The organism is Streptomyces sp. LARHCF249, assembly GCF_052871255.1.
Genome location: NZ_JBIXJQ010000007.1, coordinates 236,229 through 260,085, shown reverse-complemented (window position 1 = coordinate 260,085; position 23,857 = coordinate 236,229). Strand labels below are relative to the sequence as shown.

Below are 23,857 nucleotides of genomic sequence, written 5' to 3'. Positions count from 1 at the left end.
GTGATCGTCTTCTCAAGGGGGAGATTACTCGCTCGGAATCGTGTTTTCGCGGTCGCCCCCATGGGCTTAGGACAAAAGTCCAGCCTCGCGCGCGGACCGGTGAGCGAATGTACGGAGCCGTACGGCAGCATGCGGGGGTGACGAGGAGGTCGGGCATGACGGAGAACGGGCGCCCGCGCAAGCGGTTCGAGGTGCTGGAGGTGACGGGGCCGTCGATGGTGCCCACGCTGCTCCACGGCGACCGGCTGGTGGTCCGCTACGGGGCGGCCGTCCGTCCGGGTGACGTGGTGGTGCTGCGCCACCCGTTCCAGCAGGACCTGCTGGTGGTCAAGCGGGCGGTGGAGCGGCGGCCGGGCGGCAGCTGGTGGGTGCTCGGCGACAACCCGTACAACGAGACCGGCGACAGCACCGTCTTCGGGCCGGTGCCCGACGAGCTGGTACTGGCGACGGCGGTCCTGCGGTTCCGGCCGCGCGAGGCCGGTCAGCGGTCGCTGAGGGCGCGGCTCTCGTGGGCGGCCTCGGCGCTGCGCCCGCTCCGGGCGGACGCCTCGGCCTCCAGCCGCTTGCGGGCGCGGTAGGCCGCCACGTTCGCCCGGGTGGCGCAGCGGTCGGAGCAGTAGCGCCGGGAGCGGTTGGTGGAGGTGTCGAGGTAGGCGTTGCGGCAGGGCGCGGCCTGGCACAGGCCGAGCCGGTCGGGGCCGTGCTCGGTGAGGTGGAAGGCCAGCCCGAAGGAGGCCATGGCGGCGTAGCCCGCGGAGGCGTTCGAGGGGTGCTCGGCGAGGTGGATGTGCCAGTCGGGGGCGCCGTCCTCGCCGAGGGTCTCGTGGCCGGAGACCTGGGGGCTGACGGGGAACTCCATGAGCAGCGAGTTGAGCAGGTCGACGGCGAGGACGTGGTCGCCGCTGTCGGCCGCCTCGAAGACGGCGCGCAGGCGGCCGCGGACGTTGCGGAAGCGGGTGACGTCGGTTTCGGTGGCCCGGCGGGCCATCTGCACGCTGCCGCCGAACAGGGCGCGGACGGCGTCGACCGAGGTCAGCGAGTCCTTGTTGCGGGCCGGCTCCTCGGTGTTGACCAGGCGCACGGCGAAGTCCGAGTAATGGGCCAGTTCCACTTGTAGTCCTTACGGCTGCGGATTAGTGTCTCCGGTAACGGCTGAGACGTATTCGAGGGTATTACGTATGGAGGGGTTCGTGAGGGTGGATACGGCGGGGGCGACCGATACCAGCGCCTACTGGCAGGCGTGGCAGGACAGCTGGGACCGCCAGCAGGAGTGGTACATGCCCGACCGCGAGGAGCGGTTCCGGGTGATGCTGGACATGGTCGAGGCCCTGGTCGGCCCCGCCCCCCGGGTACTGGATCTCGCGTGCGGTACGGGAAGTATTACGGACCGGGTGCTCAGGCGGTTCCCGGAGGCCACCAGTACGGGCGTCGACCTCGACCCGGCGCTGCTGGCCATCGCCCGGGGCCACTTCGCGGGCGACGACCGGGTCACCCTCGTGACGGCCGACCTCAAGGACCCCGGCTGGCGCGCGGCCCTCCCCCACGACGGGTACGACGCGGTCCTGACGGCGACGGCCCTGCACTGGCTGCACAGCAAGGACCTCGCCGTGCTGTACGGGCAGCTCGCGCCCCTGGTCCGCCCGGGCGGGGTGTTCATGAACGCCGACCGCATGCCCGACCCGGCCACCCCGCGCATCGACGCCGCCGAGCGCGGCCACCGGCACGCCGGCATGGACCGCGCCAAGGGCTCCGGGGTGCCCGACTGGCGCGAGTGGTGGGCCCTGGCCGCCGCGGACCCGGTCCTGGCCGGGGCCGTGGAGCAGCGCTTCGAGATCTACGGGGAGCACGCCGACGGCGACACCCCGCCCGAGGCCTGGCACGCCCGCACGCTGCTCGACGCGGGATTCGCGGAGGCCCGTACGGTCTGGCGCTCGCCCTCGGACGCACTGGTCCTGGGCCTGAAGTAGGAACCCGGGAACGGCGGAGGGGCGGTACGGAATTCCCGTACCGCCCCTCCTTCGCGTACCCGGTGTCAGAGCACCTTGGACAGGAACGCCTTCGTCCGGTCGTGCTGGGGGTTGCCCAGTACCTCGCGCGGGTGGCCCGACTCGACGACCACGCCGCCGTCCATGAAGACGAGGTTGTCCCCGACCTCGCGGGCGAAGCCCATCTCGTGCGTGACCACGATCATGGTCATGCCCGATTCGGCCAGGTCCCGCATGACGTCCAGGACGTCACCCACCAGCTCCGGGTCGAGCGCCGAGGTGGGCTCGTCGAAGAGCATCAGCTTCGGCTCCATGGCGAGCGCGCGGGCGATCGCCACGCGCTGCTGCTGGCCGCCGGAGAGCTGGGTGGGGTAGTTCCCGCCCTTGTCGCCGAGGCCGACGCGGTCCAGGAGGCGTACGGCGCGCTCGCGGGCCACCGCCTTGGACTCGCCCTTGACCATGACCGGGGCTTCCATGACGTTCTCTATGGCCGTCATGTGCGGGAAGAGGTTGAAGCGCTGGAAGACCATGCCGATGTCCCGGCGCTGGGCCGCGACCTCGCTGTCCTTCAGCTCGTAGAGCTTGTCGCCCTTCTGCTTGTAGCCCACCAGCTGGCCGTCGACCGAGAGCCGGCCGGCGTTGATGCGCTCCAGGTGGTTGATGCACCGCAGGAAGGTCGACTTGCCGGAGCCGGACGGACCGACCAGGCAGAAGACCTCCCGTGGGGCGACCTCCAGGTCGATCCCGCGGAGGATGTGGGCGGCGCCGTACGACTTGTGGACGCCTTCTGCCTTGACCATCGGCTGGGCGGTCACTTCGCCACCTCCGTACGGCGGAACATGTTGAGGTTGGCCTTCAGCCGCTGGAACGGCGTGGGCGGCAGGCTGCGCAGCGAACCGCGGGCGTAGCGGCGCTCGAGGTAGTACTGGCCGACGCTGAAGACGCTGGTCAGCGCCAGGTACCAGATCGAGGCCACGAAGTACATCTCGATGATGGCACCGGCCGTGCTGCCGATGTTGGAGCTGGCCCGCAGGAGTTCGGTGTACTGCACCGCCGAGACCAGGGACGAGGTCTTCAGCATGTTGATGAACTCGTTGCCGGTCGGCGGGATGATCACGCGCATCGCCTGCGGGAGCACCACGCGGCGCATGGTCTGCGTCCGGGTCATGCCGAGCGCGTGCGAGGCCTCGCCCTGGCCCTCGTCGACGGACTGGATGCCGGCCCGGACGATCTCCGCCATGTAGGCGCCCTCGTTCAGGCCGAGGCCCAGCAGGGCGACCATGAACGGCGTCATGACGTCGACGGTCTCGTTCTTGTAGATCGGACCCAGGTTGATGTACTGGAAGATCAGCGGAAGGCTGAACCACACCAGGAGCTGCACGTAGACCGGGGTGCCGCGGAAGAACCAGATGTACAGCCAGGACACGAAGCTGGTGACCGGGTTGTTCGAAAGCCGCATCACCGCGAAGAGGATGCCGAGCACCAGGCCCAGCGCCATCGCCGAGACACTGATGATCACGGTGTTGCCGAGGCCGGCGATGACCGAGGGGTCGAACAGCTTGTCGCCGACCGTGGCCCAGATGACCTTGCCCTGGGAGAAGGCGTAGACCAGCCACGCCAGCAGCACGGCCACGACCACGGCGCTGATCCAGCGACCGTAGTGCCGTACGGGGACTGCCTTGATCGCCTCGTAGGAGATGCCCGAGGCGCCGGGTCCGGCCGGCGTGGTCGCGGCCGGACCCTTGTCGTTCTTGTCAGTCACAATGACTGCCCTTCAGTGGAGCGCTCGGATCACTTGCCTGCGTTGATCGTGGCGGACGGCACGGCGCTGTCCTTCACGTTCCACTTCTCCAGGACCTTGGAGTAGGAGCCGTCCTTGATGATGGCGTCGAGCGCTTCCTTGATGGCGTCGCGCAGCTGGGCGTTGTCCTTGGAGACCGCGATGCCGAAGAGGCCCTTGTCGGCCTGCTCGCCGGCGACCTCGAAGTCGTTGCCGCCGCCCGAGGTCTTCGCGGCGTACGCGGTGACCGGGTAGTCGTTCAGGTCGGCGACGGCGCCGCCCGCCTTGACGCGGGTCTGGGCCTCGGCGTCGGTGTCGAAGGCCTCGATGGTGAGCTTCTTGTCACCGCACTTCTCGGCCTGGGCCTTGAAGGTGTCCTCGTACGTGGTGCCGCGCTGGACGGCGACCGTCTTGCCGCACAGGTCGTCGAGGGACTTGATGTTCTCCGGGTTGCCCTTCTTGACGAGGAGGGAGACACCGGAGTTGAAGTAGTCGACGAAGTCGACGCCCTTGCCGACCTTCTTGCCTTCCTTGTCCAGACCCTCCTGGCGCTGCTTGTTGTCGGTGATCGACGACATGGCGACGTCCTGGCGGCCGGTCTCCAGGGAGGTGAGCAGGCCGTCGAAGGTGCCGGAGGTGAACTGGAACTTCACACCGAGCTGCTTCTCCAGCGCCTGTGCGATGTCGGGGTCGACGCCCACGATCTTGCCGCCCTCGATGTACTCCATCGGGGGGTAGGCGGTGTCCGAGCCGACCTTGATGACACCGGAGTCCTGGATCTTCTTCGGGAGCTTGGAGAACAGCGGAGCGTCGCTCGTCTTCTCCTTGGTGGCGGAGCCGCCGTCGGTCTGGTCGCCACAGCCGGTGAGGATCAGGGCGCCGGCGACCGCGATCGCGCCGACCGCGGCGATCCGGGACCGGGCGGCGGTCGAACGACGGGTGATGCTTGCGGTCATGAGCTGGTTCCTCCGGCTGGTGGAAAAGCACCGAAAAACGGTCGGGCACGCACCATCGAGTGTCGCGACCTTGTGTGATTACGGCATCTTGCCATTCGGACTGGCGCATTCAGGCTGCCCGCGAGGTCAAAATCAGATAACGGACACCCCCGGCTACCCAACAGGACTGCGGGCAAGGCGCCCCTGAGCCGCACAAACCGCCGCGACCAGCCCGTTTGGCCTCACTATTTGCGGCACGTCTCGCCCATCGGACACAAGGGTTTGGACTTTTAGCCAAAACCATGACAAGCAACCTATGGTCGAGGCGGAATCGACTCGTCTGGGTGAGCGTTCATCCGGTAGAACAGATCCTTACACCCCTCATCCGGGGCTCAGGGCGCGCGTGCGGCGCGCCCGCGCGTACGAACCTCCCCTTCGCGGAGACGGTCCAACCGTCGATGCGGAGTACGAACGCGGTGCCCGCCCACCCCTTAACCAGGAGTGGCCACCCTCAACGATTCAAAGGACTTAAGGGGTCACACAAAGTGGCAGCGGAGATCGTCAACCCTCACACTGACAGCGCGACGGACAACAACCCGGACGCGGTGTTCGCGCTCCACCGGGGCGGCAAGATGGCCATCCAGGCCACGGTGCCGGTCAACAACAAGGACGACCTGTCCCTCGCGTACACCCCCGGCGTGGCGAAGGTGTGCAGCGCCATCGCCGAGCAGCCGGACCTGGTGAACGAGTACACCTGGAAGTCCAACGTGGTCGCCGTCGTCACCGACGGCACGGCCGTGCTGGGGCTCGGTGACATCGGTCCCGAGGCCTCCCTCCCCGTGATGGAGGGCAAGGCCATCCTCTTCAAGCAGTTCGGCGGCGTGGACGCGGTTCCGATCGCGCTCGCCACCAAGGACACGGACGAGATCGTCGAGACGGTCATCCGTCTGGCGCCGTCCTTCGGCGGGGTGAACCTGGAGGACATCTCCGCCCCCCGCTGCTTCGAGATCGAGCGCCGCCTCCAGGAAGCCCTCGACATCCCGATCTTCCACGACGACCAGCACGGCACGGCCATCGTGTCGCTGGCCGCCCTGCGCAACGCCGCCAAGCTGACCGGGCGCACGCTCGGCGACCTGCGCGCCGTGATCTCGGGTGCGGGCGCCGCGGGCATCGCCATCGCCAAGATCCTGGTGGACGCGGGCATCGGCGACGTCTGCGTGACCGACCGCAAGGGCGTCGTCTCGGCGGACCGCACCGACCTGACGGACGTCAAGGCGGAGATCGCGGGCCTGACCAACAAGACGGGCCAGACCGGCTCGCTGGAGAAGGCCCTGGCGGGCGCGGACGTCTTCATCGGCGTCTCCGGCGGCACGGTGCCCGAGGAGGCGGTGGCCTCGATGGCGAAGGACGCGTTCGTCTTCGCCATGGCCAACCCGAACCCGGAGGTCCACCCCGACGTCGCGCACAAGTACGCGGCGGTCGTGGCCACGGGCCGCTCGGACTTCCCGAACCAGATCAACAACGTCCTGGCCTTCCCCGGCATCTTCGCGGGCGCCCTCAAGGTGCGCGCGACCCGGATCACCGAGGGCATGAAGATCGCCGCCGCCGACGCCATCGCCGGTGTCGTGGGTGACGAGCTGGCCGCCGACTACGTGATCCCGTCTCCGTTCGACCCGCGCGTCGCCGAGGCCGTCTCCTCGGCCGTCGCCGCCGCGGCCAGGGCCGACGGCGTGGCCCGCCTGGCCTGACCGCCGCGCTGAGCTGTACGGGCGGGGGCCCGGCCGGAGCGATCCGGCCGGGCCCCCGCCCTTTTGCGGCCAGTGCGACGAAGACCTCACCCCTCCCGGCCCCGGAGGGGCTGGAACCCCGGCCTACCCAGCGGTAGCGTCGCGGCATGTTCGCTGCCTATGCCGCCCGAATCGACCGTGACCACCCGCTGAACGGCCTGGAGCTGGGCGAGCGCCCGGCGCCCGAGGCCCGGCCCGGGTGGGTGACCGTGAACGTCAAGGCCGCCTCCCTCAACCACCACGACCTGTGGTCGCTGCGCGGGGTCGGCCTCGGCCAGGACAAACTCCCGATGATCCTCGGCTGCGACGCCGCCGGGACCGACCAGGACGGCAACGAGGTCGTCCTGCACTCCGTGATCGGCCAGAGCGGGCACGGGGTCGGCCCGGACGAGCCCCGCTCGATCCTGACCGAGCGCTACCAGGGGACCTTCGCCGAGCAGGTCACCGTGCCCGCCTGGAACGTGCTGCGCAAGCCTCCCGGGCTCTCCTTCGAGGAGGCCGCCTGCCTGCCGACGGCCTGGCTGACGGCGTACCGGATGCTGTTCACCAACGCCGGGGTCCGCCCCGGGGACTCCGTCCTGGTCCAGGGCGCCGGCGGCGGGGTCGCCACCGCGGCCATCGTCCTCGGCAAGGCGGCGGGCCTGCGCGTCTTCGCCACCAGCCGGGACGAGGCCAAGCGCAAGCGTGCCGTGGAACTGGGCGCCCTGGAGGCGTACGAGCCGGGCGCCCGGCTGCCGCAGCGGGTGGACGCCGTGATCGAGACGGTGGGCGCGGCCACCTGGTCGCACTCGGTGAAGTCCCTGCGCCCGGGCGGCACCCTGGTCATCTCCGGCGCCACCAGCGGCGACCGCCCCGCGCACGCCGAGCTGACCCGGATCTTCTTCCTGGAGCTGAAGGTGGTCGGCTCGACGATGGGCTCGAAGGACGAGCTGGAGGACCTGCTCTCGTTCTGCGCGACCACCGGGGTGCGGCCGGTCATCGACGAGGTGCTGCCGCTGGACCGGGCGCGCGAGGGATTCGAGAAGCTCGCGTCGGGCGACCTCTTCGGAAAGATCGTCCTCAAGCCCTGATGCGTCAACTCGGGTTGACATCCCCCCTCGCGTCAACCTACATTGACACCCATGACGGAAGCTACCGATCTCGCCGAGCGGGCCGGTGACCGCGACCCGCGCGTGGGCCTGCGTGCCGTGGCCGCCCTCCGCAGACTGCTGGAGCAGTTGGAGGCCGTACAGGTACGCAGTGCCCGCGCGCAGGGATGGTCCTGGCAGGAGATCGCGGCCGAGCTGGGCGTAAGCCGGCAGGCCGTGCACAAGAAGCACGGGAGGCTGTGATGTTCGAACGCTTCACCACCGAGGCCCGCGACACGGTGACGGGCGCCGCGGCGGAGGCCCGGCAGGCCGGATCCGCCACGGTCACCGAGGAACACCTGCTGCTGTCCCTGCTGGCACGGGGGACCCTGGACCAACTGGGCGTGGACCGCACGGCGGTGGCGGCCGACCTCGCCGCGGCCCGCCGCCGCGGCGGCATGTCCCGGGCGGACGAGGAGGCCCTGGCCGGACTCGGCATCGACCTCACGGAGATCGTCTCCCGCATCGAGGAGACCCACGGCGAAGGCGCCCTCGCGACTCCGGCACCGCGCCGGCGGACCCTGGGCGCGTCCCGCCACGTCCCCTTCGCCCAGGGCTCGAAGAAGGCCCTGGAGCAGTCACTCCGCATCGCCATGGGCCGCAAGGACCGCCGCATCGGCACGCTGCACCTGCTCCTGGCCCTGCTCTCCCGCCCCGGGGCGGTCTCCGAGGTCCTGACGGACCACGGCGTCACGTACCCGGCAGCCGAGGCCCGCCTGACGGCCTGACCCTCGGCGGCTCACCCGCCTGGGGGGCACCCGGGTTACGCCCCGCCCCGCAGGGTCGCCGTCAGGCGGGCGGCGGCGGCCGCGAGATCGGCGCGGGCCTCGGCCAGCCGGGCCGGGGTCACTCCGTGGTCGCGGGCCGCGTCGCGGACCTCGTCGCGGAAGCGGTCCAGCAGCCGGTCCAGGTCCCGGGCCGGGTCGCCGGTGGGGGCCAGGTCCTGCGCCCAGTCCGTGCCGGCCCCCGTGTCCGCCCCCGTGGGCGCCGCGGAGTCGGCCGGCGCGGCGGACGGAGCCGGTCCGGCCGGCCCGGCCTGCGTCGCGCCGCCGCCGAGCCAGGCTCCGGCCAGACTGCCCAGGACCCCGCCCGACTTGGCGAACTGCTCCTGGAGCTGGCCGGCGATGCGCTGGACCTCCTCGCGGGCCCGCTCCTGGGCCTCCTTGGCCTGACGGCGGGCCTGCTGGGCCTCCTCGCGGGCCCGGCGGCTCTCGTCCTTGGCCCGCCGCGCCTGCTCCTTCCACTCCTGCCGCGCCTTGCGCAGCTCCTCCTTGGCCGCCTTCCAGGACTCGTCCTCGACCCGGGTCGCCGACGCGGAGGCCGCGGCCCGCATCTCGCGCCGCAGGTCGCCGGCCGCGCCCCGGACGTCGTCGCGTATCTCCGCGGCCAGTTCGGTGACCGAGTCGCGGATCTCCAGCTCCAGGTCGGCGAGCTCGCCGCCGCGGTCGGCCAGTTCGGCCCGGCCCGCCTCGGTGATCGAGTACACCTTGCGCCCGCCTTCGGTGGCGTGCGTGACCAGGCCCTCGGCCTCCAGCTTGGCGAGGCGCGGGTACACCGTGCCCGCGGAGGGCGCGTACAGGCCCTGGAAACGCTCCTCCAGCAGGCGGATCACCTCGTACCCGTGCCGCGGAGCCTCGTCCAGCAGCTTGAGGAGGTAGAGGCGGAGGCGGCCGTGGGCGAAGACGGGCGGCATGTCAGAGCACCTTCTTGTCGAGCGCGAGGGGGGCGGCGGGGGTGTCGGCGTCGGCCTGCGGGCGGCGCAGCAGGGCGATCGCTCCGGAGACCGTGGTGGCGCGCAGGGTGCCGGTGCCCGAGCCGAGGGTTCCGGTGATCCGCTTGGCGCCCAGCTGGCCGGAGACCCGCAGGTCCTCGAAGGCGTTGGAGACGCCGCCGGTGGCGGTGTTGGCCTCCACGCGGGCGTCGGCGGGGTGCGGCAGCCGGATGGCGACCTGGCCGGAGACGGAGTTCACCGCGATGTCCACCGGGCGCGGAGCGGCCGGGTCGAGGTCCAGGTCGATGAGCATGTCGCCGCTCACCGAGTCGCCCCGCACGCTCACGCCCGCGCCGTCGACCACCGTCAGGCCGCCGGACACCGAGTGGAAGCCGAGGTCGCCGGTGACGGACTGGGCCTCGACGCTGCCGGAGACGGTGTGCGCCTTGACCCGGCCGGACAGTCCGGCCAGCGTGGCGCCGCCGGACACCGCGTTGACCTCGGTGCCGCCGGAGATTCCGGAGACGAAGGAGGTGGCGTCGACCACGGCCACCTCCACGTGCGTGGCGGCGGGGACGGCGAGGGTGACGGCGGCGCTGCGCTCCCACGCCTTGCGGCCGGAGGCGGAACCCGACCAGGCCTTCCAGGGCTTGGTCTCCCACCACTGCTTGAAGCCCTGGGAACCGTTCCAGGGCAGGTCCTCGTAGGAGACGGTGAGGGTGCCGCCCTCCTGCACCACGTACAGGGGCGGTCCGTCGACCTCGGTCACCTCCAGGCGGGCGGGGCCCTCCTCGGCGGCGACCACGTTCACCGTGCCGCTCACGAGGCGGACGCGGAGCTCGGTCACCGGCTCCTCGAGGGTGAGCTTCTGCGCTTCGGCGATGTGCCACGTCGACTGCGACGCCTGCTCGGCCATGGGGCTGGTCCTCCTCGTGCGTTCACGGACGGGACTCGACGCACGCAACATATCGCGTCTTCTGGAGAACACGATATATCGCGGTCGGGCGAAGTCAAGCGCGGTCCCGAAATCCGGTGGAGGAGGGCCGCCGGGGGCGCGCTCGGAGCCGGCCGGCCGGGTCCACTGCGCAGCAGCAGCCGCAATCGCCCCGGCGGCCTTTGAGGCGCGGGGATCGGGGGCGTGCACCGGCAGCGGGCGGCTACGCCGCTTCCAGCAGCGGGCTCGCGTGTCGGTGGAGCCAGGCCCGGTAGGGGGGCGTGCGCAGGGCCACCTCGCGATAGGCGGCGCGCAGGTCCTCGTAGAGCTCCGCGTGGGCGCCGGGCCGGGTCGCCAGGAGCAGCCGTACGGCGAGGGGGTCGCCGGACAGCGGCCGGATCGCCATGTCCTCGCGCGGCCCGGAGGTCGGCTGGCAGGGGGCCACCGCCTCGCCGGAGACGATCAGCGAGCTCGCGGTGTGGTAATCGGCGTGCAGCACCGGCGGGTCCAGCCCCGCCCCGGCGAACACCCGCCGCAGGCCGTCCCATTCGCCGTCGACCGACGGGTCCACCATCCAGCGGTCGCCGGCCAGGTCCTGTAAGGACACGACCGCCTGCCCGGCGGCCGGATGCTCCCGTGACATCGACACGAACTGCGGCTCGCGCTCGACGAGCACGCGCACCTGCAGCCCGGCCGGCACCCGCAGCGGGCTGCCCTCCACCTCGTGCACGAACGCCACGTCCAGCTGCCCCGAAGCCGCCATGCGCAGCAGGGCGTTCGCCGACACGTCCACCACCAGGGAGGTCTCGGTGTCCGGCAGCCGCCGGTGGATCCGCCGGAGCCAGCCCGGCAGCGCGCGGCTGGCCGTGGAGCCGATGCGCAGCCGCGGCCCGTGGGCCAGCGCCCGGGCCTCGGCCACCAGGGCGGCCATCTCGGCCAGCAGCGGACGGGCCCGGCCCAGTACCGTACGCCCGAAGGGGGTCGGCCGGCAGCCGGTCCGGTCGCGCAGGAACAGCTCGCCGTCCAGGGCCCGTTCGATGCGGCGCAGCTGGGTCGTGAGCGAGGGCTGGCTCACGCCGAGCTGCCGGGCGGCCTTGTGCAGACTCCCGGCGTCGGCGATGGCGCACAAGGCGCGCAGGTGCCTGACCTCAAGCTCCATGTCCCGAGGGTAGGCGGCGGCCGGTGGACCGCACCAGCCGCCTATAGCCCCCCGAATCCCGCCATTCTCACACCAGTTGATCTGTCGAAATCTTCCCGATAGGCCCGCGCTATCGGGGAGTGACATCATCCGCCGGGCACTTCCGCTCCCTCAGACTCCGGTTCGAACGACCCACCCCCCACCGCACCGGACGAGTAGGAGCTCCCCCACATGCGCCACTCCCGTAAGGCCGTGCTGGCCGCCACCATCGGCCTCGGCATGGCTGCCGCCCTCGGCGGCGTCGTCCCCAGCGCCAGCGCCGCCACCGCCGGCGGCACCGGCACCACCGCGAGCTTCGCGGCGTACGAGCACTCGCAGGAGAATCAGGCCGCCAACAAGGCCTTCTTCGAGGCCGTGCAGCGCTCGGTCGCCGAGCAGCGCGCCGCGAACCCGGGCGCCCTGGCCGTGACCGTCACCTACAACACCCGCAACGCGCCGAGCTTCCGCACCCAGATAGCCCGCTCCACGCAGATCTGGAACAGCTCGGTGTCCAACGTCAAACTGCAGGAGGTCTCCTCCGGCGGGAACTTCTCGTACCGCGAGGGCAACGACTCGCGCGGTTCGTACGCGAGCACGGACGGCCACGGCCGGGGCTACATCTTCCTCGACTACCGGCAGAACCAGATCTACAACTCCACCCGGGTGACCTCGCACGAGACCGGCCACGTACTGGGCCTTCCGGACCACTACTCGGGCCCGTGCAGCGAGCTCATGTCGGGCGGCGGTCCGGGCACCTCGTGCACCAACGCCACGCCGAACTCCACCGAGCGGGCGCGCGTCAACCAGCTGTGGGCCAACGGCCTCGTCGCCTCCGGCCTGGGGTCGAAGGCCTAGTACGGGGCCAGTACGGGGCTAGGACGGGGCTAGGACCCGGCCCCTTCGGGAGCCGCGTACCGCGGGCACTGCGGGTTCCGGCAGGGACCCGCCACCCACTCCGGAACGAACACCCCGAGGGACTTGCGCCGTCGGATCACCGTCTCGACGGGGCTCCCGCAGGCCGGGCACGTGTGCTGCTCGTGCCCGGCTTGCGGGGCGACCGTCTCCTGCTGCTGCTTTTCACCGGCCATACCTCTACGGTAGGCCGGTTTCGTGCGTCCGGCGGATCAACGCCTGCGCGCGTACGTGCTCACGATCTGCCCTCCGCCGTAGTGCTTGAGGCCGGTCAGCTCCAGCTCGCGGATCGCGAAGCCGGCGCGCGCCATCGGGACGCCTGATCCGGCGAACACGGGGTACGTCTTGAGGACGAACTCGTCGATCTCCTCGACGAGCTGTCCGGCCAGGTCGGCGCCGCCGCTGAGCCAGATCCCGAGGCCCGGCTGCTCCTTCAGCCGCCGCACCCGCGCCGGGAGGTCGCCCGAGATGATCTCGACGGCCGGGTCGGGCGGGGCGCCGAGGGAGCGGGAGGCGACGTACTGGTCCAGATGGGCGTACGGGCTGGTGATCCCCAGCCGCAGCCCCTGGTCGTACGTTCCGCGCCCCATCAGGATCGCGTCGAAGTGCTTCCCCACCGCGCCCTCGACACCGAATGCAGCCCGGAGGTGGGTGGGCGCGGTCTCCGGGAACTCCCCGAACAGGGAGCCGGTGTAGTCCGCGTCCAGGAAGCGGTTGATGTAGTCGCCGTCTCCGTCCGGGTCGGCGATGAAGCCGTCGACCGAGGTTGCGACGAAGTACGTGAGCTTGCGCAAGCGATTCTCTTCCGTTCGACAGTGCCGCCACACCGGGGCACGCCAAACAAAGTACTTCAGCTGAAGTGGTTAGGCAATCGCTTGCGCACGCACCCGGCGCCGCACGGGCCTACCCCCGCGGCTTGCGCCACATCGGCCACATCAGCGGCCCGTCCGGGAGCCGCACCGCCTCACCCGTGAACTCCCACCCGAGCCGCTCGTACAGCCCCTTGCTGCGCTCGCTGCTCGCCTCCAGGTACGCGGGCAGGCCCTCCCGGTCGCAGCGCTCCAGCACGGGCCGCATCAGCTCGGTGCCCAGCCCCTCCCCCTGCCGGTCCGGGGCGACGGCGATCATCAGCAGGTACTCGTGCTCCTCCGCCGTCGGATGCACCGCGCCCGTGAGCCGGCCGACCAGCTCGCACCGCTCGTTGCCGGGGTCGGCGGCCGCCCGCATCTTCGCCGGGACCTCGTCCTCGCCCTCCGGCTCTCCTGCCGGGATCCGCAGCCACAGCGCGGCCGCGGACCCGTCCACCGCGTAGTCGATCCGGCCCTCGGCCAGCGCCACGTCCACGAAGACCCCGAGGAACTTGCCGTGCACCGCGGCCCGGTGCTCCGGGTCCGGGAAGACCCAGCTGCTCACCGGGTCGGTGCGGAAGGCCACGTCGAGCAGGCGCGCGACCGCGTCCCGGTCCGACTGATCCGCCTGACGTATGTCCAGCCCCATGGGCCACACCCTTCGCTCGATCATCAACAACCTTGAGCGATCCTAGAGTTGGCCCCGATACGCGGACAGCCCGGTTCCGGCACCGCTCGGCACCGGAACCGGACTGCCCTCAGACGCCCCGCCGCGCACTCACCGCGTACGGCGCGTCACGAACTCCGCGAGCGCCAGCAGTCCGCCCGCCGCCCCGAGGTCCGGAACGGCCCGGGACAACTGCTGCACGGCCCGGCCCATCCGGTCCGCGGCATGGGCCTGCGCCCAGTCGCGTCCGCCGGCCCGGTCCACCGCGTCGGCCGCCCTGTGGACGTCGGCCGCGGTCATGGGACCCGCGTACAGGGCCTCCAGCTCCTCCCCCGCCGCGGTGCCCGAGGTGAGGGCGGCCACGACCGGGAGGGACTTCTTGCGGGCGAGCAGATCGGCCCCGGCGGGCTTGCCGGTGTGCCCCGGATCCCCCCAGATGCCGATCAGGTCGTCGATCAGCTGGAAGGCCAGCCCGGCCTCCCGGCCGAAGGCGTCCATCGCGTCGACCTCGTCCGGCCCGGCGCCCGCGTACAGCGCGCCCAGGGCGCAGGCGCAGCCCAGCAGGGCTCCGGTCTTGGCCGTCGCCATGGTCAGGCACTCGTCGAGCGGGACGTACGTGCGCTGCTCGAAGGCGCAGTCCGCCTGCTGGCCCGCGCACAGCTCGATGATGCAGGCCGCGAGCCGCCCCGAGGCCGCCCCCGACGCCGGGTGCGGATCCTCCGCGAGCAGGCGCAGTGCGAGCGCCATCATGGCGTCGCCCGTGATGATCGCGTCCGGTATCCCGAAGACGGTCCAGGCAGTGGCCCGGCCGCGCCGCCGGGCGTCCTTGTCGATGACGTCGTCGTGCAGCAGCGTGAAGTTGTGCGCCAGCTCCACGGCCGCGGCCGCCCGCACGGCGTCGTCCACCTGCCCGCCCGGCCCTTGCAGGGCCTGGGCCGCGGCCAGTACCAGGGCGGGCCGGATGGCCTTGCCCGCGTTGCCCGCGGCCGGTGTGCCGTCCGCGTGCTCCCAGCCGAAGTGGTACATCGCGACGCTCCGCATCGAACCGGGCAGGCTCTCGACCGTCCGGCGCAGCTGCGGGGTAACCGTTTCTCTTGTCCGTTCCAGCAGAGCCGCAGCCTCCTGGCCCTCGCCGGTCGTGATCGCCTCGGTGGTCGCCATGGCGTGTCCGTGTCCCCGTTGCTCTTCGGCCGGCCGCCTCAGCGCCAGCGGCCGATCTCGACGTTCTCGAGCACGCCGAGTGCGTCCGGCACCAGCACCGCGGCGGAGAAGTAGGCGGTGACCAGGTACGAGATGATCGCCTGCTCGCTGATCCCCATGAAGCGGACCGACAGGCTCGGCTCGATCTCGTCCGGGATGCCCGGCTGGTGCAGGCCGATCACGCCCTGCTCGTCCTCGCCGGTACGCATGCACAGGATGGACGTGGTGCGGGCGTCGCTGATCGGGATCTTGTTGCTCGGGAAGATCGGCACCCCGCGCCAGGCCGGCACCCGGTTGCCGCCGATCTCCACCGACTCCGGGTACAGACCGCGCTTGTTGCACTCGCGGCCGAAGGCGGCGATGGCCTTGGGGTGCGCGAGGAACAGCTTGGAACCGCGCCGCATGCTGAGCAGCTGGTCCATGTCGTCGGGGCTGGGCGCGCCGTCGTGCGGCTGGATGCGCTGGTCGTAGTCGGCGTTGTGGAGCAGGCCGAATTCGCGGTTGTTGAGCATCTCGTGCTCCTGGCGCTCGCGCAGCGCCTCGACCGTGAGCCGCAACTGCTGCTCGGTCTGGTTCATCGGCTGGTTGTAGAGGTCGGCGACGCGGGTGTGCACCCGCAGGACCGTTTGTGCAATGGAGAGTTCGTACTCGCGCGGGTGGGCGTCGTAGTCCACGAAGGTGCCGGGGAGCACGGCCTCGCCCTCGTGGCCGGCGGAGAGGTCGATGGCCGCCTCGCCGTACTTGTTGGTGCGCTGGGCGGGCTGCGTCCGTACGCGCTCCAGGTGCTCGCGCAGCGAGTCGACGCGGTCGGCGAGCAGCTGGAAGTCCTGCCGGGACAGGACGAGCACGGTGCCGGAGGTGGCGGCGCGGGCGGTGTACTCCCAGATCGCCTCTCCGTCGACGAGGGAGTCCTCGCCGAAGTACGCGCCGTCGGCGACGGTCTGGAGGACGGCGTCGTCCCCGTAGGGGCCGGGGCCGACGTGGTCGATGCGGCCGTGGGCGAGGAGGAAGACGCGGTCGGAGGCGCTGCCGAAGGAGGTGAGCTCCTGGCCGGCCTCGAAGTCGATCTGCCGGCAGCGCTGGGCGAGTTCGCCGAGGACCTCGAGGTCCTCGTACTCCCGCAGCAGAGGGAGCTCACCGAGCTCGGCCGGGATCACCTGGACCTGGGTTCCGGTCTTGATGAACTCGACGCGCCCGTCGCCGACCGAGTAGCTCAGCCGTCGGTTGACGCGGTACGTGCCGCCCTGCACGGAGACCCACGGCAGCATCTTCAGCAGCCAACGGGAGGTGATCTCCTGCATCTGGGGCGCGGACTTGGTCGTGGTTGCCAAGTTCCGTGCGGCCGATGTCCCGAGACTGCGCTGCGGAGCCTGGGCCTCGGTTTCGGAACCTGCCTGGACCGACATGTATTTCCCTTTCGATCACTCCATGAATCTGCGACCACAGCCTTCCAGTGCCGAACGTGACGGGGCCATTACACAAAAGGGTGGGACTACTCCGTCCGGGTGCGGGGCACCCTTTTGGGTTCACCTCCCTCCCACACGCCACTCTGGACCCACTGGGTTCAGCCACCCGCGGGCCCATTTCTTGCATCTGCGATGCAAGTTTTCTACGGTGGCCGCATGCGCCTGACCCGGTTCACCGACCTCGCCCTGCGCGTCCTGATGCGCCTGGCCGTCGAGGAGGCCGGCCTCCCGACGACGCGCGAGGTCGCGGCGACCATGGAGGTCCCGTACACGCACACGGCGAAAGTGGTCGCCAGGCTGCAGCATCTCGGCCTGGTCGAGGCCCGGCGCGGACGCGGCGGCGGACTCACCCTGACCCCCGCCGGACACCGCGCCTCGGTGGGTGCGGTGGTGCGCGAACTGGAGGGCGCGGGCGACGTCGTGGACTGCGACGGCGCCACCCCCTGCCCGCTGCGCGGCGGCTGCGTACTGCGCGGGGCGCTGCGCCGGGCCCAGGAGGCCTTCTTCGCCGCGCTGGACCCGCTGACGGTGAACGACCTGGTGGCAGCCCCGACCGGCCCGCTGCTGCTGGGCATCGCGGGCGGTGCGCCGACCGGGGCCGAAAGGCCCTGACACCCGGGCCGGATGGCCGATTCGCACCGGCGTCCGGCCCGCATACGCTGACTCCGAGGGGCGGCCGAACAAACGTTCACACCCCGCGGACGCGCATTCAAAAATACACATCTTAGATGCCAATTCAATCACCACCCGATCCGCGAGGAGTCCTGATGCTTTCCGAGAAGTCGACCGCGACCGTACGAGCCACCCTGCCCGCCGCGGGCGCGGCGATCGGCGACATCACGGAGCTCTTCTACGCGAAGCTGTTCGCGGTCCACCCCGAGCTCCTGCGCGACCTGTTCAACCGGGGCAACCAGAACGCGGGCCTCCAGAAGCAGGCCCTCGCCGGCTCCATCGCCGCCTTCGCGACCCATCTCGTCGAGCACCCGGACGACCGCCCCGACGTGATGCTGGGCCGCATCGCCCACAAGCACGCCTCGCTCGGCGTCACGCGCGCGCAGTACCCGGTCGTCCACCGGCACCTCTTCGAGGCGATCGCCGAGATCCTCGGCGAGGCCGTCACCCCCGAGGTCGCCGAGGCCTGGGACGAGGTCTACTGGCTGATGGCCAACGCCCTGATCGCCGTCGAGGAGCGCCTCTACGCCGAACAGCAGGTCGTCGCCGGGGACGTGTGGCGCGAGTGGACCGTCACCGGCCGGGTCGAGGAGACCGCGGACTGCACCACGTTCCGGATGGTCCCCGCCGACGGGGCTCCGGCCCCCGCGTTCCGGCCCGGCCAGTACGTCTCGGTCCAGGTCGAACTCCCCGACGGCGCCCGCCAGATACGCCAGTACAGCCTGTCCACCCCGCCCGGCTCCCCGGTCCGCGCGATCACCGTCAAGCGGGTCCACGGCCCGGCCGCGGCGGGCCCGGACGGCGAGGTCTCGAACCACCTGCACGCCCGGGTCCGGGCCGGAGACACCCTGCGGGTCTCGGCCCCGTACGGCGACCTGGTCCTCCAGGACTCCGCGGCCCCGGTCCTGCTCGCCTCGGCCGGCATCGGCTGCACCCCCATGCTCTCAATGCTGGAACACCTGGCGGAGACCGGGCACACCGCCCCGGTGACCGTCCTGCACGCCGACCGCTCCCCGGCCGACCACCCCTTCCGGGCCGACCACCGCGCCCTCACGCACAAACTGGCCGACGCGTCGGCCCGGTTCTGGTACGAGGAGTCGGCCGAGCCGGGCGACGGCACGGGCCTCCTCGACCTGGCCGCCGTCCCGGTCGCGCCCGGCACCCGCGCCTACCTCTGCGGACCGCTCCCGTTCATGCGGTCCGTCCGCGAGCAGCTGCTGGCCAAGGGCGTTGCGGCCGCCGACATCCACTACGAGGTGTTCGGTCCGGACCTGTGGCTCGCCTCGGCCTGAGCGCTGTCCGGATCGGCTCGCTCGCCGTGCGAAACCACTAGCGCGGAAGCCCCTCCTCCGCTACACCGGAGCGTAGCGACATGGACACACAGGGTGTCCATGGGAGGAGGGGCCATGGCCGCACCCATGTCTGCCGACCGGTTCGCCGGCGCACTGCGCGACGAGGGTCTGACCGTCGTCGAGGTGGGCGCCTGGCGCACCCACAACCGCAACCACAAGGGTCCCTGGGGGCCGGTGCACGGGGTAATGATCCACCACACCGTCTCGAACGGCACGGCGAACACCGTCTCCTTCTGCCGCCACGGCGACTCCGACCTCCCCGGCCCGCTCTGCCACGGCGTGATCACCAAGGACGGCCGGGTCCACCTGGTCGGCTACGGCCGCGCCAACCACGCGGGCGCCGGGGACTCCGACGTCCTGGCGGCGGTGATCGCCGAGAAGCGGCTGCCGCCGGACCGCCGCGCGAACACCGACGGCAACCGCCACTTCTACGGCTTCGAGTGCGAGAACCTCGGCGACGGCGAGGACCCGTGGCCGGCGGTCCAGCTCGACGCGATCACCCGCGCGTCGGCGGCCCTGTGCCGCGTCCACGCCTGGACGGCCCGCTCGGTGATCGGCCACCTGGAATGGCGGCCGGGCAAGATCGACCCCAAGGGCTTCACGATGGACTCCCTGCGGAGCCGCATCGCGGAGCGCCTGACGTAGCAGCCCCGCCCGCCGCCCGTACCGCCGGGCGGCGCGGCGCACAATGGGCGGGTGAGTCATCCCGAACTGCGGCCCCGGCCGCCCTCCCCGCTGCACGAGGTCCGCGACGAGCGGTTCGCCTCGCGCGGGGTGCGGCTGGTGCTCAAGCGGGACGACCTCGTGCATCCGGAGCTGCCGGGGAACAAGTGGCGCAAGCTCGCGCCCAATCTGCGGGCCGCCGTGGAGGGCGGACACCGGGCCGTGGCCACCTTCGGCGGGGCGTACTCGAACCACCTGCGGGCCACGGCGGCGGCCGGGCGGCTGCTCGGGCTGGACACCGTCGGCATCGTGCGCGGCGAGGAGCTGGCCCGGCGGCCGCTCAACGACTCGCTCGCGCGGTGCGCTGCCGACGGGATGCGGCTGCACTTCACGGCCCGGTCGGAGTACCGCCGCAAGGCCGAGCACGAGGTGCTCGCCCGGCTGCTGGAGGGGGCGGGCGCGGGCGGGGCGTACGTGGTCCCCGAGGGCGGCAGCAACGCCCTCGCGCTGACCGGCTGCGCCGAGCTCGGCCGCGAACTGCGCGGCGCGGCCGATGTGGTGGCGGTGGCCTGCGGGACCGGCGGGACCCTGGCCGGGCTGGCGGCCGGACTCGGCCCCGGGCAGCGGGCGCTGGGCGTACCGGTGCTGGCGGGCGGCTTCCTGGCGGCGGAGATACGTTCCCTCCAGCTGGCCGCCTTCGGTGGCCCGGCCGGGGACTGGGCCCTGGCCGAGGAGTTCCACCACGGCGGCTACGCCCGCGTCCCGGCCGCCCTCGACGCCTTCGCCGCCGACTTCGAGTCCCGGCACGGCCTCCCGGTCGAGCGGATCTACGTCGCCAAGCTGCTGTGGGCCCTCACCGAACTCACCGGATCCGGCGCCTTCCCCCGCGGCACCACCCTGGCCGCGGTCATCACGGGCCGGCCGTGACCGGGCGCGTGCGCAGCCAGTAGGAACGCGTCGCCGCCAGCAGGGCCAGCCCGTATCCGACGAAGGCCGCGAAGCCGATCCAGCCCACCAGTACCGCCTGCGGGGCGATCCGCTCCCCCGTGCGGGGGAGGGCGAGGTCAGGTCTCCTCGCGGTACGCCGCCGCCTCCTCCAGGTCCAGGCGGCGCAGCAGCCCGCGCAGCATCTCGTCGTCGATCCGGCGGCGGTCGCGCAGCGACACGAAGACCTCCCGCTCCGCCTCGATCATCTCGCGCGCCAGGCGCCGGTAGACCTCGTCCGCCGACTCCCCCGTCACCGCGTTGACCTCGCCCAGCCGCTCCCACACCGCGTTGCGCCGCCGCTCCAGCACCGTGCGCAGCCGGTCCGCGAGCGGCGGCGGCAGCTGGTTCTCGGGCGACTCCAGCAGCTCCGCCAGCCGCTCGTCCGCCGCCCGGGAGGCCTCGCTCTGCGCCTGCGCCTCCGCCAGCGTCTCGGCCTGGAGGTCCCGCGGCGGCAGCCGCAGCAGCCGGATCAGCGGCGGAAGGGTGACCCCCTGGACGACGAGCGTGCCGATGACCGTCGTGAACGTGAGGAACAGGATCAGGTTCCGGTGCGGCACCGACATCGGCACGGAGAAGGCGATCGCCAGCGAGACCACCCCCCGCATCCCGGCCCACCCCACGATCACCGGCGCCTTCCAGTCGGTGTCCGGCTCCCGGGTCCGGATCCGCTCCGACATCCAGCGCGGCATGAACGTCGCCGGGAACACCCACAGGAAGCGGGTGGCCACCACCGCGAGGAACACCGCGACCGCGTACCAGGCCGCGGCCCGGCCCTCGTACTCCCCCAGCCCCTTCAGCACCACCGGCAGCTGGAGCCCGATCAGCGCGAAGACCACCGACTCCAGCACGAAGGCGACCATCTTCCACACCGCCTCCTCCTGGAGCCGGGTGGCGAAGTCGACCTGCCAGTTGCGGTGCCCCAGGTACAGCGCCACCACGACCACCGCCAGCACCCCGGAGGCGTGCACCCGTTCGGCCGCCGCGTACGCCACGAAGGGGATCAGCAGCGAGAGGGTGTTCTGGAGCAGCGGCTCCTTCAGCCGCTTGCGCAGCTGGTGGATCGGCACCATCAGCAGCAGGCCCACGCCGATCCCGCCCACCGAGGCCAGCAGGAACTCCGCGATCCCGCCCGCCCAGCCGGCGCTCACCCCGACCGCGGCCGCCAGGGCCACCTTGTACGCGGTGATGGCCGTGGCGTCGTTCACCAGGGACTCGCCCTGCAGGATCGTCGTGATCCGGTTCGGCAGCCCGAGCTTGCGGGCGATGGCGGTGGCGGCGACCGCGTCCGGCGGCGCGACCACCGCGCCCAGCACCAGCGCGACCGGCAGCGACAGCCCCGGCACCGCCAGGTAGGCGGCGTACCCGACCGCGATCGTCGCGAACAGCACGTAGCCGACCGACAGCATCGCGATGGGCCTGATGTTCGTCCGCAGGTCCAGGTACGAGCTGTCCACCGCGGCCGTGTGCAGCAGCGGCGGGAGCAGCAGCGGCAGCACGATGTGCGGGTCGAGGGTGTACGAGGGCACGCCCGGCAGGTACGCCGCGATCAGCCCGGCGGCGACCAGCAGCAGCGGCGCGGGCACCGGTGTCCGGCGGGCCGCGCCCGCGACGGCCGCACTGCCCGCAACCAGTGCCACCAGCGGCAAGACCTCCATCGGGGATCCCCTCCGTGTTCGTCGGAGCCATCGCGCACCCGCACCCTGGCCGTACGCTGGCCATCATGAGCGAGTGCACCCACGTTGCCGAACTGCCGCGCCCCGAGCCCGTCCCCTCTGACCGGACCTGCTCCGAATGTCTGGCACTCGGCAGCCACCCCGTGCAGCTGCGGATGTGCCTGGAATGCGGTGAGGTGGGCTGCTGCGACTCCTCCCCCTACCGGCACGCCACGGCGCACCACGAGAAGACCGGCCATCCGGTGATGCGCAGCTTCGAGCCGGGCGAGATCTGGCGCTGGTGTTTTGTCGACGGTTCGATCGTCTGAGGCGGGGTAGGTCAAACCTCCGCCGGCTCCCCCGATTTGGGCCCGCAGACCTCTAGCCACTGTGCGTACCCATGGGCTTACCATCAGTCACTGGCCGTGGGAAGGGGTGTCCCCAGCGGGCGTCACGAGGGGTGCCGCGACACGATCGCCCGGATCGCGGTAGCGTCACCGGCGAACAGAGCTCGTACCACCTTGGAGGTGAGGGTGTCCCAGATCGCAGGCGAGCCCGGGACCCAGGACTTCGTGGAAGTCCGGCTGCCCGCTGCGGGTGCCTACCTGTCGGTGCTGCGAACGGCCACGGCCGGTCTCGCAGCACGTTTGGACTTCACCCTCGACGAGATCGAGGACCTCCGCATCGCGGTGGACGAGGCCTGCGCGATCCTGCTCCAGCAGGCCGTGCCCGGCTCCGTCCTCAGCTGCGTCTTCCGGCTGGTGGACGATTCGCTGGAGGTGACCGTCTCGGCGCCGACCACGGACGGTCGTGCACCGGAGCGCGACACGTTCGCCTGGACCGTACTGTCGGCGCTGGCCGGCAAGGTCGAGTCGACGGTCGAGGAGGACCGGACGGTGAGCATCAGTCTCTACAAACAACGCGGCGCGGGACCAGGCCCGGCGTGAGCGGCGGGGAGATCCCGGTGCGGGGCGGGGATCGGCCCCGGGTGCGGCACGAGGTCGACGGCGGCATCCCGGAGCAGCAGCACGCCCGGCCGCACCCGGCTGACGCGGATGCGGAAGACGGCTTTTTGGACTCGGCGGAGCGACGGGCGGGCCCTATGAGCGACAACCAGCACGAACAACCACAGCCGGTGGAGCCACCGGCGGCCGCTGCCACGGCCTCCGCGGCGCCGGTGATCCCGGAGGCGCCCGCGTTCCAGGTGACCGCGCCGCTGCCGGATCCGCGCGACCGCAGCGGGGCGCGCGCCCTGTTCATCGAGCTGCGGGCGCTGCCCGACGGCTCGCCGGAGAAGGCCGAGCTGCGCAACCGGCTCGTACGGATGCACCTGCCGCTGGTCGAACACCTGGCACGGCGGTTCCGCAACCGCGGCGAACCGCTCGACGACCTGACCCAGGTCGCGACCATCGGCCTGATCAAGTCGGTGGACCGGTTCGACCCGGACCGCGGGGTCGAGTTCTCCACGTACGCCACGCCCACGGTGGTCGGCGAGATCAAGCGGCACTTCCGTGACAAGGGCTGGGCGGTACGGGTGCCCCGGCGCCTGCAGGAGCTGCGGCTGTCGCTGACGACGGCCACGGCGGAGCTGTCCCAGCAGCACGGCCGCTCCCCCACGGTGCACGAACTGGCCGAACGGCTGGGGATCTCCGAGGAGGAGGTGCTGGAGGGCCTGGAATCGGCCAACGCCTACAGCACGCTCTCGCTGGACGTGCCGGACACCGACGACGAGTCGCCGGCGGTCGCGGACACCCTGGGCGCGGAGGACGAGGCCCTGGAGGGCGTCGAGTACCGCGAGTCCCTCAAGCCGCTGCTGGAGGGCCTGCCGCCGCGGGAGAAGCGGATCCTGCTGCTTCGGTTCTTCGGGAACATGACCCAGTCGCAGATCGCGCAGGAGGTCGGCATCTCCCAGATGCACGTCTCGCGCCTGCTGGCCCGCACCCTGGCCCAGCTGCGCGAGAAGCTCCTCGTCGAGGAGTAGCAGAGAGCAGCGGGAAGAAGC

27 protein-coding genes are annotated in these 23,857 nt (G+C 71.6%); 14 read left to right on the top strand and 13 right to left on the bottom strand.

Annotation, left to right across the window (positions count from 1 at the left end; genetic code table 11):
- Positions 1–155: 155 nt before the first annotated feature.
- Complete coding sequence (gene sodX, locus ACIPUC_RS22170) at positions 156–578, top strand: nickel-type superoxide dismutase maturation protease (protein WP_446591549.1); 423 nt, start codon at positions 156–158, stop codon at positions 576–578.
- Here sodX and ACIPUC_RS22165 read toward each other — a convergent pair.
- The gene (locus ACIPUC_RS22165) at positions 482–1,111 is read right to left on the bottom strand and encodes a CGNR zinc finger domain-containing protein (RefSeq protein WP_446591547.1); all 630 of its coding nucleotides are present in this window, start codon (positions 1,109–1,111) and stop codon (positions 482–484) included. The two genes, sodX and ACIPUC_RS22165, sit on opposite strands and share 97 nt — an antisense overlap.
- 67 nt (positions 1,112–1,178) lie before the next feature.
- On the opposite strand from ACIPUC_RS22165, the gene ACIPUC_RS22160 reads away from it, so the two are divergent.
- A complete protein-coding gene (locus tag ACIPUC_RS22160) occupies positions 1,179–1,967 on the top strand; it encodes a class I SAM-dependent methyltransferase (protein ID WP_446591545.1) in 789 nt (262 codons plus the stop codon).
- 65 nt (positions 1,968–2,032) lie between these two features.
- On the opposite strand, the gene ACIPUC_RS22155 is transcribed toward ACIPUC_RS22160, so the two are convergent.
- Genes ACIPUC_RS22155 through ACIPUC_RS22145 form a run of 3 tightly spaced genes read right to left on the bottom strand, consistent with a single transcriptional unit; the run spans position 2,033 to position 4,721 of the window.
- The gene (locus ACIPUC_RS22155) at positions 2,033–2,785 is read right to left on the bottom strand and encodes an amino acid ABC transporter ATP-binding protein (RefSeq protein WP_208948825.1); all 753 of its coding nucleotides are present in this window, start codon (positions 2,783–2,785) and stop codon (positions 2,033–2,035) included.
- Between the two features lie 11 nt (positions 2,786–2,796).
- Positions 2,797–3,747 carry an amino acid ABC transporter permease gene (locus ACIPUC_RS22150; RefSeq protein WP_446591544.1) on the bottom strand — a complete coding sequence of 317 codons (951 nt, stop codon included), beginning with the start codon at positions 3,745–3,747 and terminating at the stop codon, positions 2,797–2,799.
- A 29-nt stretch (positions 3,748–3,776) separates the two neighbouring features.
- On the bottom strand, positions 3,777–4,721 hold the full coding sequence (locus tag ACIPUC_RS22145) for an ABC transporter substrate-binding protein (RefSeq protein ID WP_446591542.1): 945 nt from the start codon (positions 4,719–4,721) through the stop codon (positions 3,777–3,779).
- Between the two features lie 524 nt (positions 4,722–5,245).
- Here ACIPUC_RS22145 and ACIPUC_RS22140 point away from each other — a divergent pair.
- The 4 genes from ACIPUC_RS22140 to ACIPUC_RS22125 all read left to right on the top strand — a co-directional run bounded on the left by ACIPUC_RS22140 (position 5,246) and on the right by ACIPUC_RS22125 (position 8,342).
- Positions 5,246–6,448: an NAD(P)-dependent malic enzyme gene (locus tag ACIPUC_RS22140; protein WP_446591540.1), complete on the top strand. Its 1,203-nt coding sequence runs from the start codon at positions 5,246–5,248 to the stop codon at positions 6,446–6,448.
- A 146-nt stretch (positions 6,449–6,594) separates the two neighbouring features.
- Positions 6,595–7,557, top strand: a complete 963-nt coding sequence (locus ACIPUC_RS22135) for a zinc-binding dehydrogenase (protein ID WP_446591538.1) — start codon at positions 6,595–6,597, stop codon at positions 7,555–7,557.
- 51 nt (positions 7,558–7,608) lie between these two features.
- Positions 7,609–7,818: a helix-turn-helix domain-containing protein gene (locus ACIPUC_RS22130; protein ID WP_042818984.1), complete on the top strand. Its 210-nt coding sequence runs from the start codon at positions 7,609–7,611 to the stop codon at positions 7,816–7,818.
- The gene (locus ACIPUC_RS22125) at positions 7,818–8,342 is read left to right on the top strand and encodes a Clp protease N-terminal domain-containing protein (protein WP_446591536.1); all 525 of its coding nucleotides are present in this window, start codon (positions 7,818–7,820) and stop codon (positions 8,340–8,342) included. The genes ACIPUC_RS22130 and ACIPUC_RS22125 overlap by 1 nt, the downstream gene beginning before the upstream one ends.
- A 35-nt stretch (positions 8,343–8,377) precedes the next feature.
- Here ACIPUC_RS22125 and ACIPUC_RS22120 read toward each other — a convergent pair whose 3' ends face one another.
- From ACIPUC_RS22120 to ACIPUC_RS22110, 3 genes are all read right to left on the bottom strand, one after another.
- Entirely contained in the window at positions 8,378–9,307 is a 930-nt protein-coding gene (locus ACIPUC_RS22120) for a helix-turn-helix transcriptional regulator (protein WP_446591534.1), read from the bottom strand.
- Between the two features lies 1 nt (position 9,308).
- On the bottom strand, positions 9,309–10,241 hold the full coding sequence (locus ACIPUC_RS22115; RefSeq protein WP_446591532.1) for a DUF4097 family beta strand repeat-containing protein: 933 nt from the start codon (positions 10,239–10,241) through the stop codon (positions 9,309–9,311).
- Between the two features lie 241 nt (positions 10,242–10,482).
- Positions 10,483–11,418: a LysR family transcriptional regulator gene (locus tag ACIPUC_RS22110; protein WP_446591530.1), complete on the bottom strand. Its 936-nt coding sequence runs from the start codon at positions 11,416–11,418 to the stop codon at positions 10,483–10,485.
- A 210-nt stretch (positions 11,419–11,628) separates the two neighbouring features.
- Between ACIPUC_RS22110 and snpA the strand changes: the two genes are divergently transcribed.
- Positions 11,629–12,291 (top strand): snapalysin, encoded by a 663-nt coding sequence (gene snpA, locus ACIPUC_RS22105; protein WP_446591528.1) that lies wholly within the window; start codon positions 11,629–11,631, stop codon positions 12,289–12,291.
- Between the two features lie 29 nt (positions 12,292–12,320).
- On the opposite strand, the gene ACIPUC_RS22100 is transcribed toward snpA, so the two are convergent.
- From ACIPUC_RS22100 to ACIPUC_RS22080, 5 genes are all read right to left on the bottom strand, one after another.
- The gene (locus ACIPUC_RS22100) at positions 12,321–12,524 is read right to left on the bottom strand and encodes a hypothetical protein (RefSeq protein ID WP_446591526.1); all 204 of its coding nucleotides are present in this window, start codon (positions 12,522–12,524) and stop codon (positions 12,321–12,323) included.
- Positions 12,525–12,560: 36 nt separating this feature from the next.
- Positions 12,561–13,142 carry a dihydrofolate reductase family protein gene (locus tag ACIPUC_RS22095; protein ID WP_446591524.1) on the bottom strand — a complete coding sequence of 194 codons (582 nt, stop codon included), beginning with the start codon at positions 13,140–13,142 and terminating at the stop codon, positions 12,561–12,563.
- Between the two features lie 109 nt (positions 13,143–13,251).
- A complete protein-coding gene (locus ACIPUC_RS22090) occupies positions 13,252–13,845 on the bottom strand; it encodes a GNAT family N-acetyltransferase (RefSeq protein ID WP_446591885.1) in 594 nt (197 codons plus the stop codon).
- Positions 13,846–13,974: 129 nt separating this feature from the next.
- Positions 13,975–15,024: a family 2 encapsulin nanocompartment cargo protein polyprenyl transferase gene (locus ACIPUC_RS22085; protein ID WP_446591522.1), complete on the bottom strand. Its 1,050-nt coding sequence runs from the start codon at positions 15,022–15,024 to the stop codon at positions 13,975–13,977.
- 38 nt (positions 15,025–15,062) lie between these two features.
- Entirely contained in the window at positions 15,063–16,469 is a 1,407-nt protein-coding gene (locus tag ACIPUC_RS22080) for a family 2B encapsulin nanocompartment shell protein (protein WP_446591520.1), read from the bottom strand.
- Between the two features lie 216 nt (positions 16,470–16,685).
- Between ACIPUC_RS22080 and ACIPUC_RS22075 the strand changes: the two genes are divergently transcribed.
- The 4 genes from ACIPUC_RS22075 to ACIPUC_RS22060 all read left to right on the top strand — a co-directional run bounded on the left by ACIPUC_RS22075 (position 16,686) and on the right by ACIPUC_RS22060 (position 20,143).
- Complete coding sequence (locus ACIPUC_RS22075; RefSeq protein ID WP_446591518.1) at positions 16,686–17,141, top strand: RrF2 family transcriptional regulator; 456 nt, start codon at positions 16,686–16,688, stop codon at positions 17,139–17,141.
- 155 nt (positions 17,142–17,296) lie between these two features.
- Positions 17,297–18,493, top strand: a complete 1,197-nt coding sequence (locus tag ACIPUC_RS22070; RefSeq protein ID WP_446591516.1) for a globin domain-containing protein — start codon at positions 17,297–17,299, stop codon at positions 18,491–18,493.
- A 114-nt stretch (positions 18,494–18,607) separates the two neighbouring features.
- Positions 18,608–19,198 carry an N-acetylmuramoyl-L-alanine amidase gene (locus tag ACIPUC_RS22065; RefSeq protein WP_446591514.1) on the top strand — a complete coding sequence of 197 codons (591 nt, stop codon included), beginning with the start codon at positions 18,608–18,610 and terminating at the stop codon, positions 19,196–19,198.
- Between the two features lie 51 nt (positions 19,199–19,249).
- Entirely contained in the window at positions 19,250–20,143 is an 894-nt protein-coding gene (locus tag ACIPUC_RS22060) for a 1-aminocyclopropane-1-carboxylate deaminase/D-cysteine desulfhydrase (RefSeq protein ID WP_446591512.1), read from the top strand.
- Positions 20,144–20,280: 137 nt separating this feature from the next.
- On the opposite strand, the gene ACIPUC_RS22055 is transcribed toward ACIPUC_RS22060, so the two are convergent.
- Entirely contained in the window at positions 20,281–21,858 is a 1,578-nt protein-coding gene (locus tag ACIPUC_RS22055; RefSeq protein WP_446591510.1) for a Na+/H+ antiporter, read from the bottom strand.
- 65 nt (positions 21,859–21,923) lie between these two features.
- On the opposite strand from ACIPUC_RS22055, the gene ACIPUC_RS22050 reads away from it, so the two are divergent.
- The 3 genes from ACIPUC_RS22050 to ACIPUC_RS22040 all read left to right on the top strand — a co-directional run bounded on the left by ACIPUC_RS22050 (position 21,924) and on the right by ACIPUC_RS22040 (position 23,836).
- On the top strand, positions 21,924–22,184 hold the full coding sequence (locus ACIPUC_RS22050; RefSeq protein ID WP_446591508.1) for a UBP-type zinc finger domain-containing protein: 261 nt from the start codon (positions 21,924–21,926) through the stop codon (positions 22,182–22,184).
- Positions 22,185–22,388: 204 nt separating this feature from the next.
- Positions 22,389–22,802: an anti-sigma regulatory factor gene (locus ACIPUC_RS22045; protein WP_030153599.1), complete on the top strand. Its 414-nt coding sequence runs from the start codon at positions 22,389–22,391 to the stop codon at positions 22,800–22,802.
- Between the two features lie 11 nt (positions 22,803–22,813).
- Positions 22,814–23,836, top strand: coding sequence for an RNA polymerase sigma factor SigF (locus tag ACIPUC_RS22040; RefSeq protein WP_446591884.1), 1,023 nt, complete (start codon positions 22,814–22,816; stop codon positions 23,834–23,836).
- Positions 23,837–23,857: the final 21 nt, after the last annotated feature.

Excerpts from the sequence above, each read along its gene's own strand:
- ACIPUC_RS22120 (WP_446591534.1), bottom strand. The coding sequence starts at position 9,307 with ATGCCGCCCGTCTTCGCCCACGGCCGCCTCCGCCTCTACCTCCTCAAG.
- ACIPUC_RS22130 (WP_042818984.1), top strand. The coding sequence starts at position 7,609 with ATGACGGAAGCTACCGATCTCGCCGAGCGGGCCGGTGACCGCGACCCG.
- ACIPUC_RS22125 (WP_446591536.1), top strand. The coding sequence starts at position 7,818 with ATGTTCGAACGCTTCACCACCGAGGCCCGCGACACGGTGACGGGCGCC.
- ACIPUC_RS22090 (WP_446591885.1), bottom strand. The coding sequence starts at position 13,845 with ATGGGGCTGGACATACGTCAGGCGGATCAGTCGGACCGGGACGCGGTC.
- ACIPUC_RS22155 (WP_208948825.1), bottom strand. The coding sequence starts at position 2,785 with ATGGTCAAGGCAGAAGGCGTCCACAAGTCGTACGGCGCCGCCCACATC.
- ACIPUC_RS22160 (WP_446591545.1), top strand. The coding sequence starts at position 1,179 with ATGGAGGGGTTCGTGAGGGTGGATACGGCGGGGGCGACCGATACCAGC.
- sodX (WP_446591549.1), top strand. The coding sequence starts at position 156 with ATGACGGAGAACGGGCGCCCGCGCAAGCGGTTCGAGGTGCTGGAGGTG.
- ACIPUC_RS22075 (WP_446591518.1), top strand. The coding sequence starts at position 16,686 with ATGCGCCTGACCCGGTTCACCGACCTCGCCCTGCGCGTCCTGATGCGC.
- ACIPUC_RS22070 (WP_446591516.1), top strand. The coding sequence starts at position 17,297 with ATGCTTTCCGAGAAGTCGACCGCGACCGTACGAGCCACCCTGCCCGCC.
- ACIPUC_RS22055 (WP_446591510.1), bottom strand. The coding sequence starts at position 21,858 with ATGGAGGTCTTGCCGCTGGTGGCACTGGTTGCGGGCAGTGCGGCCGTC.
- ACIPUC_RS22110 (WP_446591530.1), bottom strand. The coding sequence starts at position 11,418 with ATGGAGCTTGAGGTCAGGCACCTGCGCGCCTTGTGCGCCATCGCCGAC.
- ACIPUC_RS22085 (WP_446591522.1), bottom strand. The coding sequence starts at position 15,024 with ATGGCGACCACCGAGGCGATCACGACCGGCGAGGGCCAGGAGGCTGCG.
- ACIPUC_RS22145 (WP_446591542.1), bottom strand. The coding sequence starts at position 4,721 with ATGACCGCAAGCATCACCCGTCGTTCGACCGCCGCCCGGTCCCGGATC.
- ACIPUC_RS22080 (WP_446591520.1), bottom strand. The coding sequence starts at position 16,469 with ATGTCGGTCCAGGCAGGTTCCGAAACCGAGGCCCAGGCTCCGCAGCGC.
- snpA (WP_446591528.1), top strand. The coding sequence starts at position 11,629 with ATGCGCCACTCCCGTAAGGCCGTGCTGGCCGCCACCATCGGCCTCGGC.
- ACIPUC_RS22135 (WP_446591538.1), top strand. The coding sequence starts at position 6,595 with ATGTTCGCTGCCTATGCCGCCCGAATCGACCGTGACCACCCGCTGAAC.
- ACIPUC_RS22115 (WP_446591532.1), bottom strand. The coding sequence starts at position 10,241 with ATGGCCGAGCAGGCGTCGCAGTCGACGTGGCACATCGCCGAAGCGCAG.
- ACIPUC_RS22100 (WP_446591526.1), bottom strand. The coding sequence starts at position 12,524 with ATGGCCGGTGAAAAGCAGCAGCAGGAGACGGTCGCCCCGCAAGCCGGG.
- ACIPUC_RS22065 (WP_446591514.1), top strand. The coding sequence starts at position 18,608 with ATGGCCGCACCCATGTCTGCCGACCGGTTCGCCGGCGCACTGCGCGAC.
- ACIPUC_RS22050 (WP_446591508.1), top strand. The coding sequence starts at position 21,924 with ATGAGCGAGTGCACCCACGTTGCCGAACTGCCGCGCCCCGAGCCCGTC.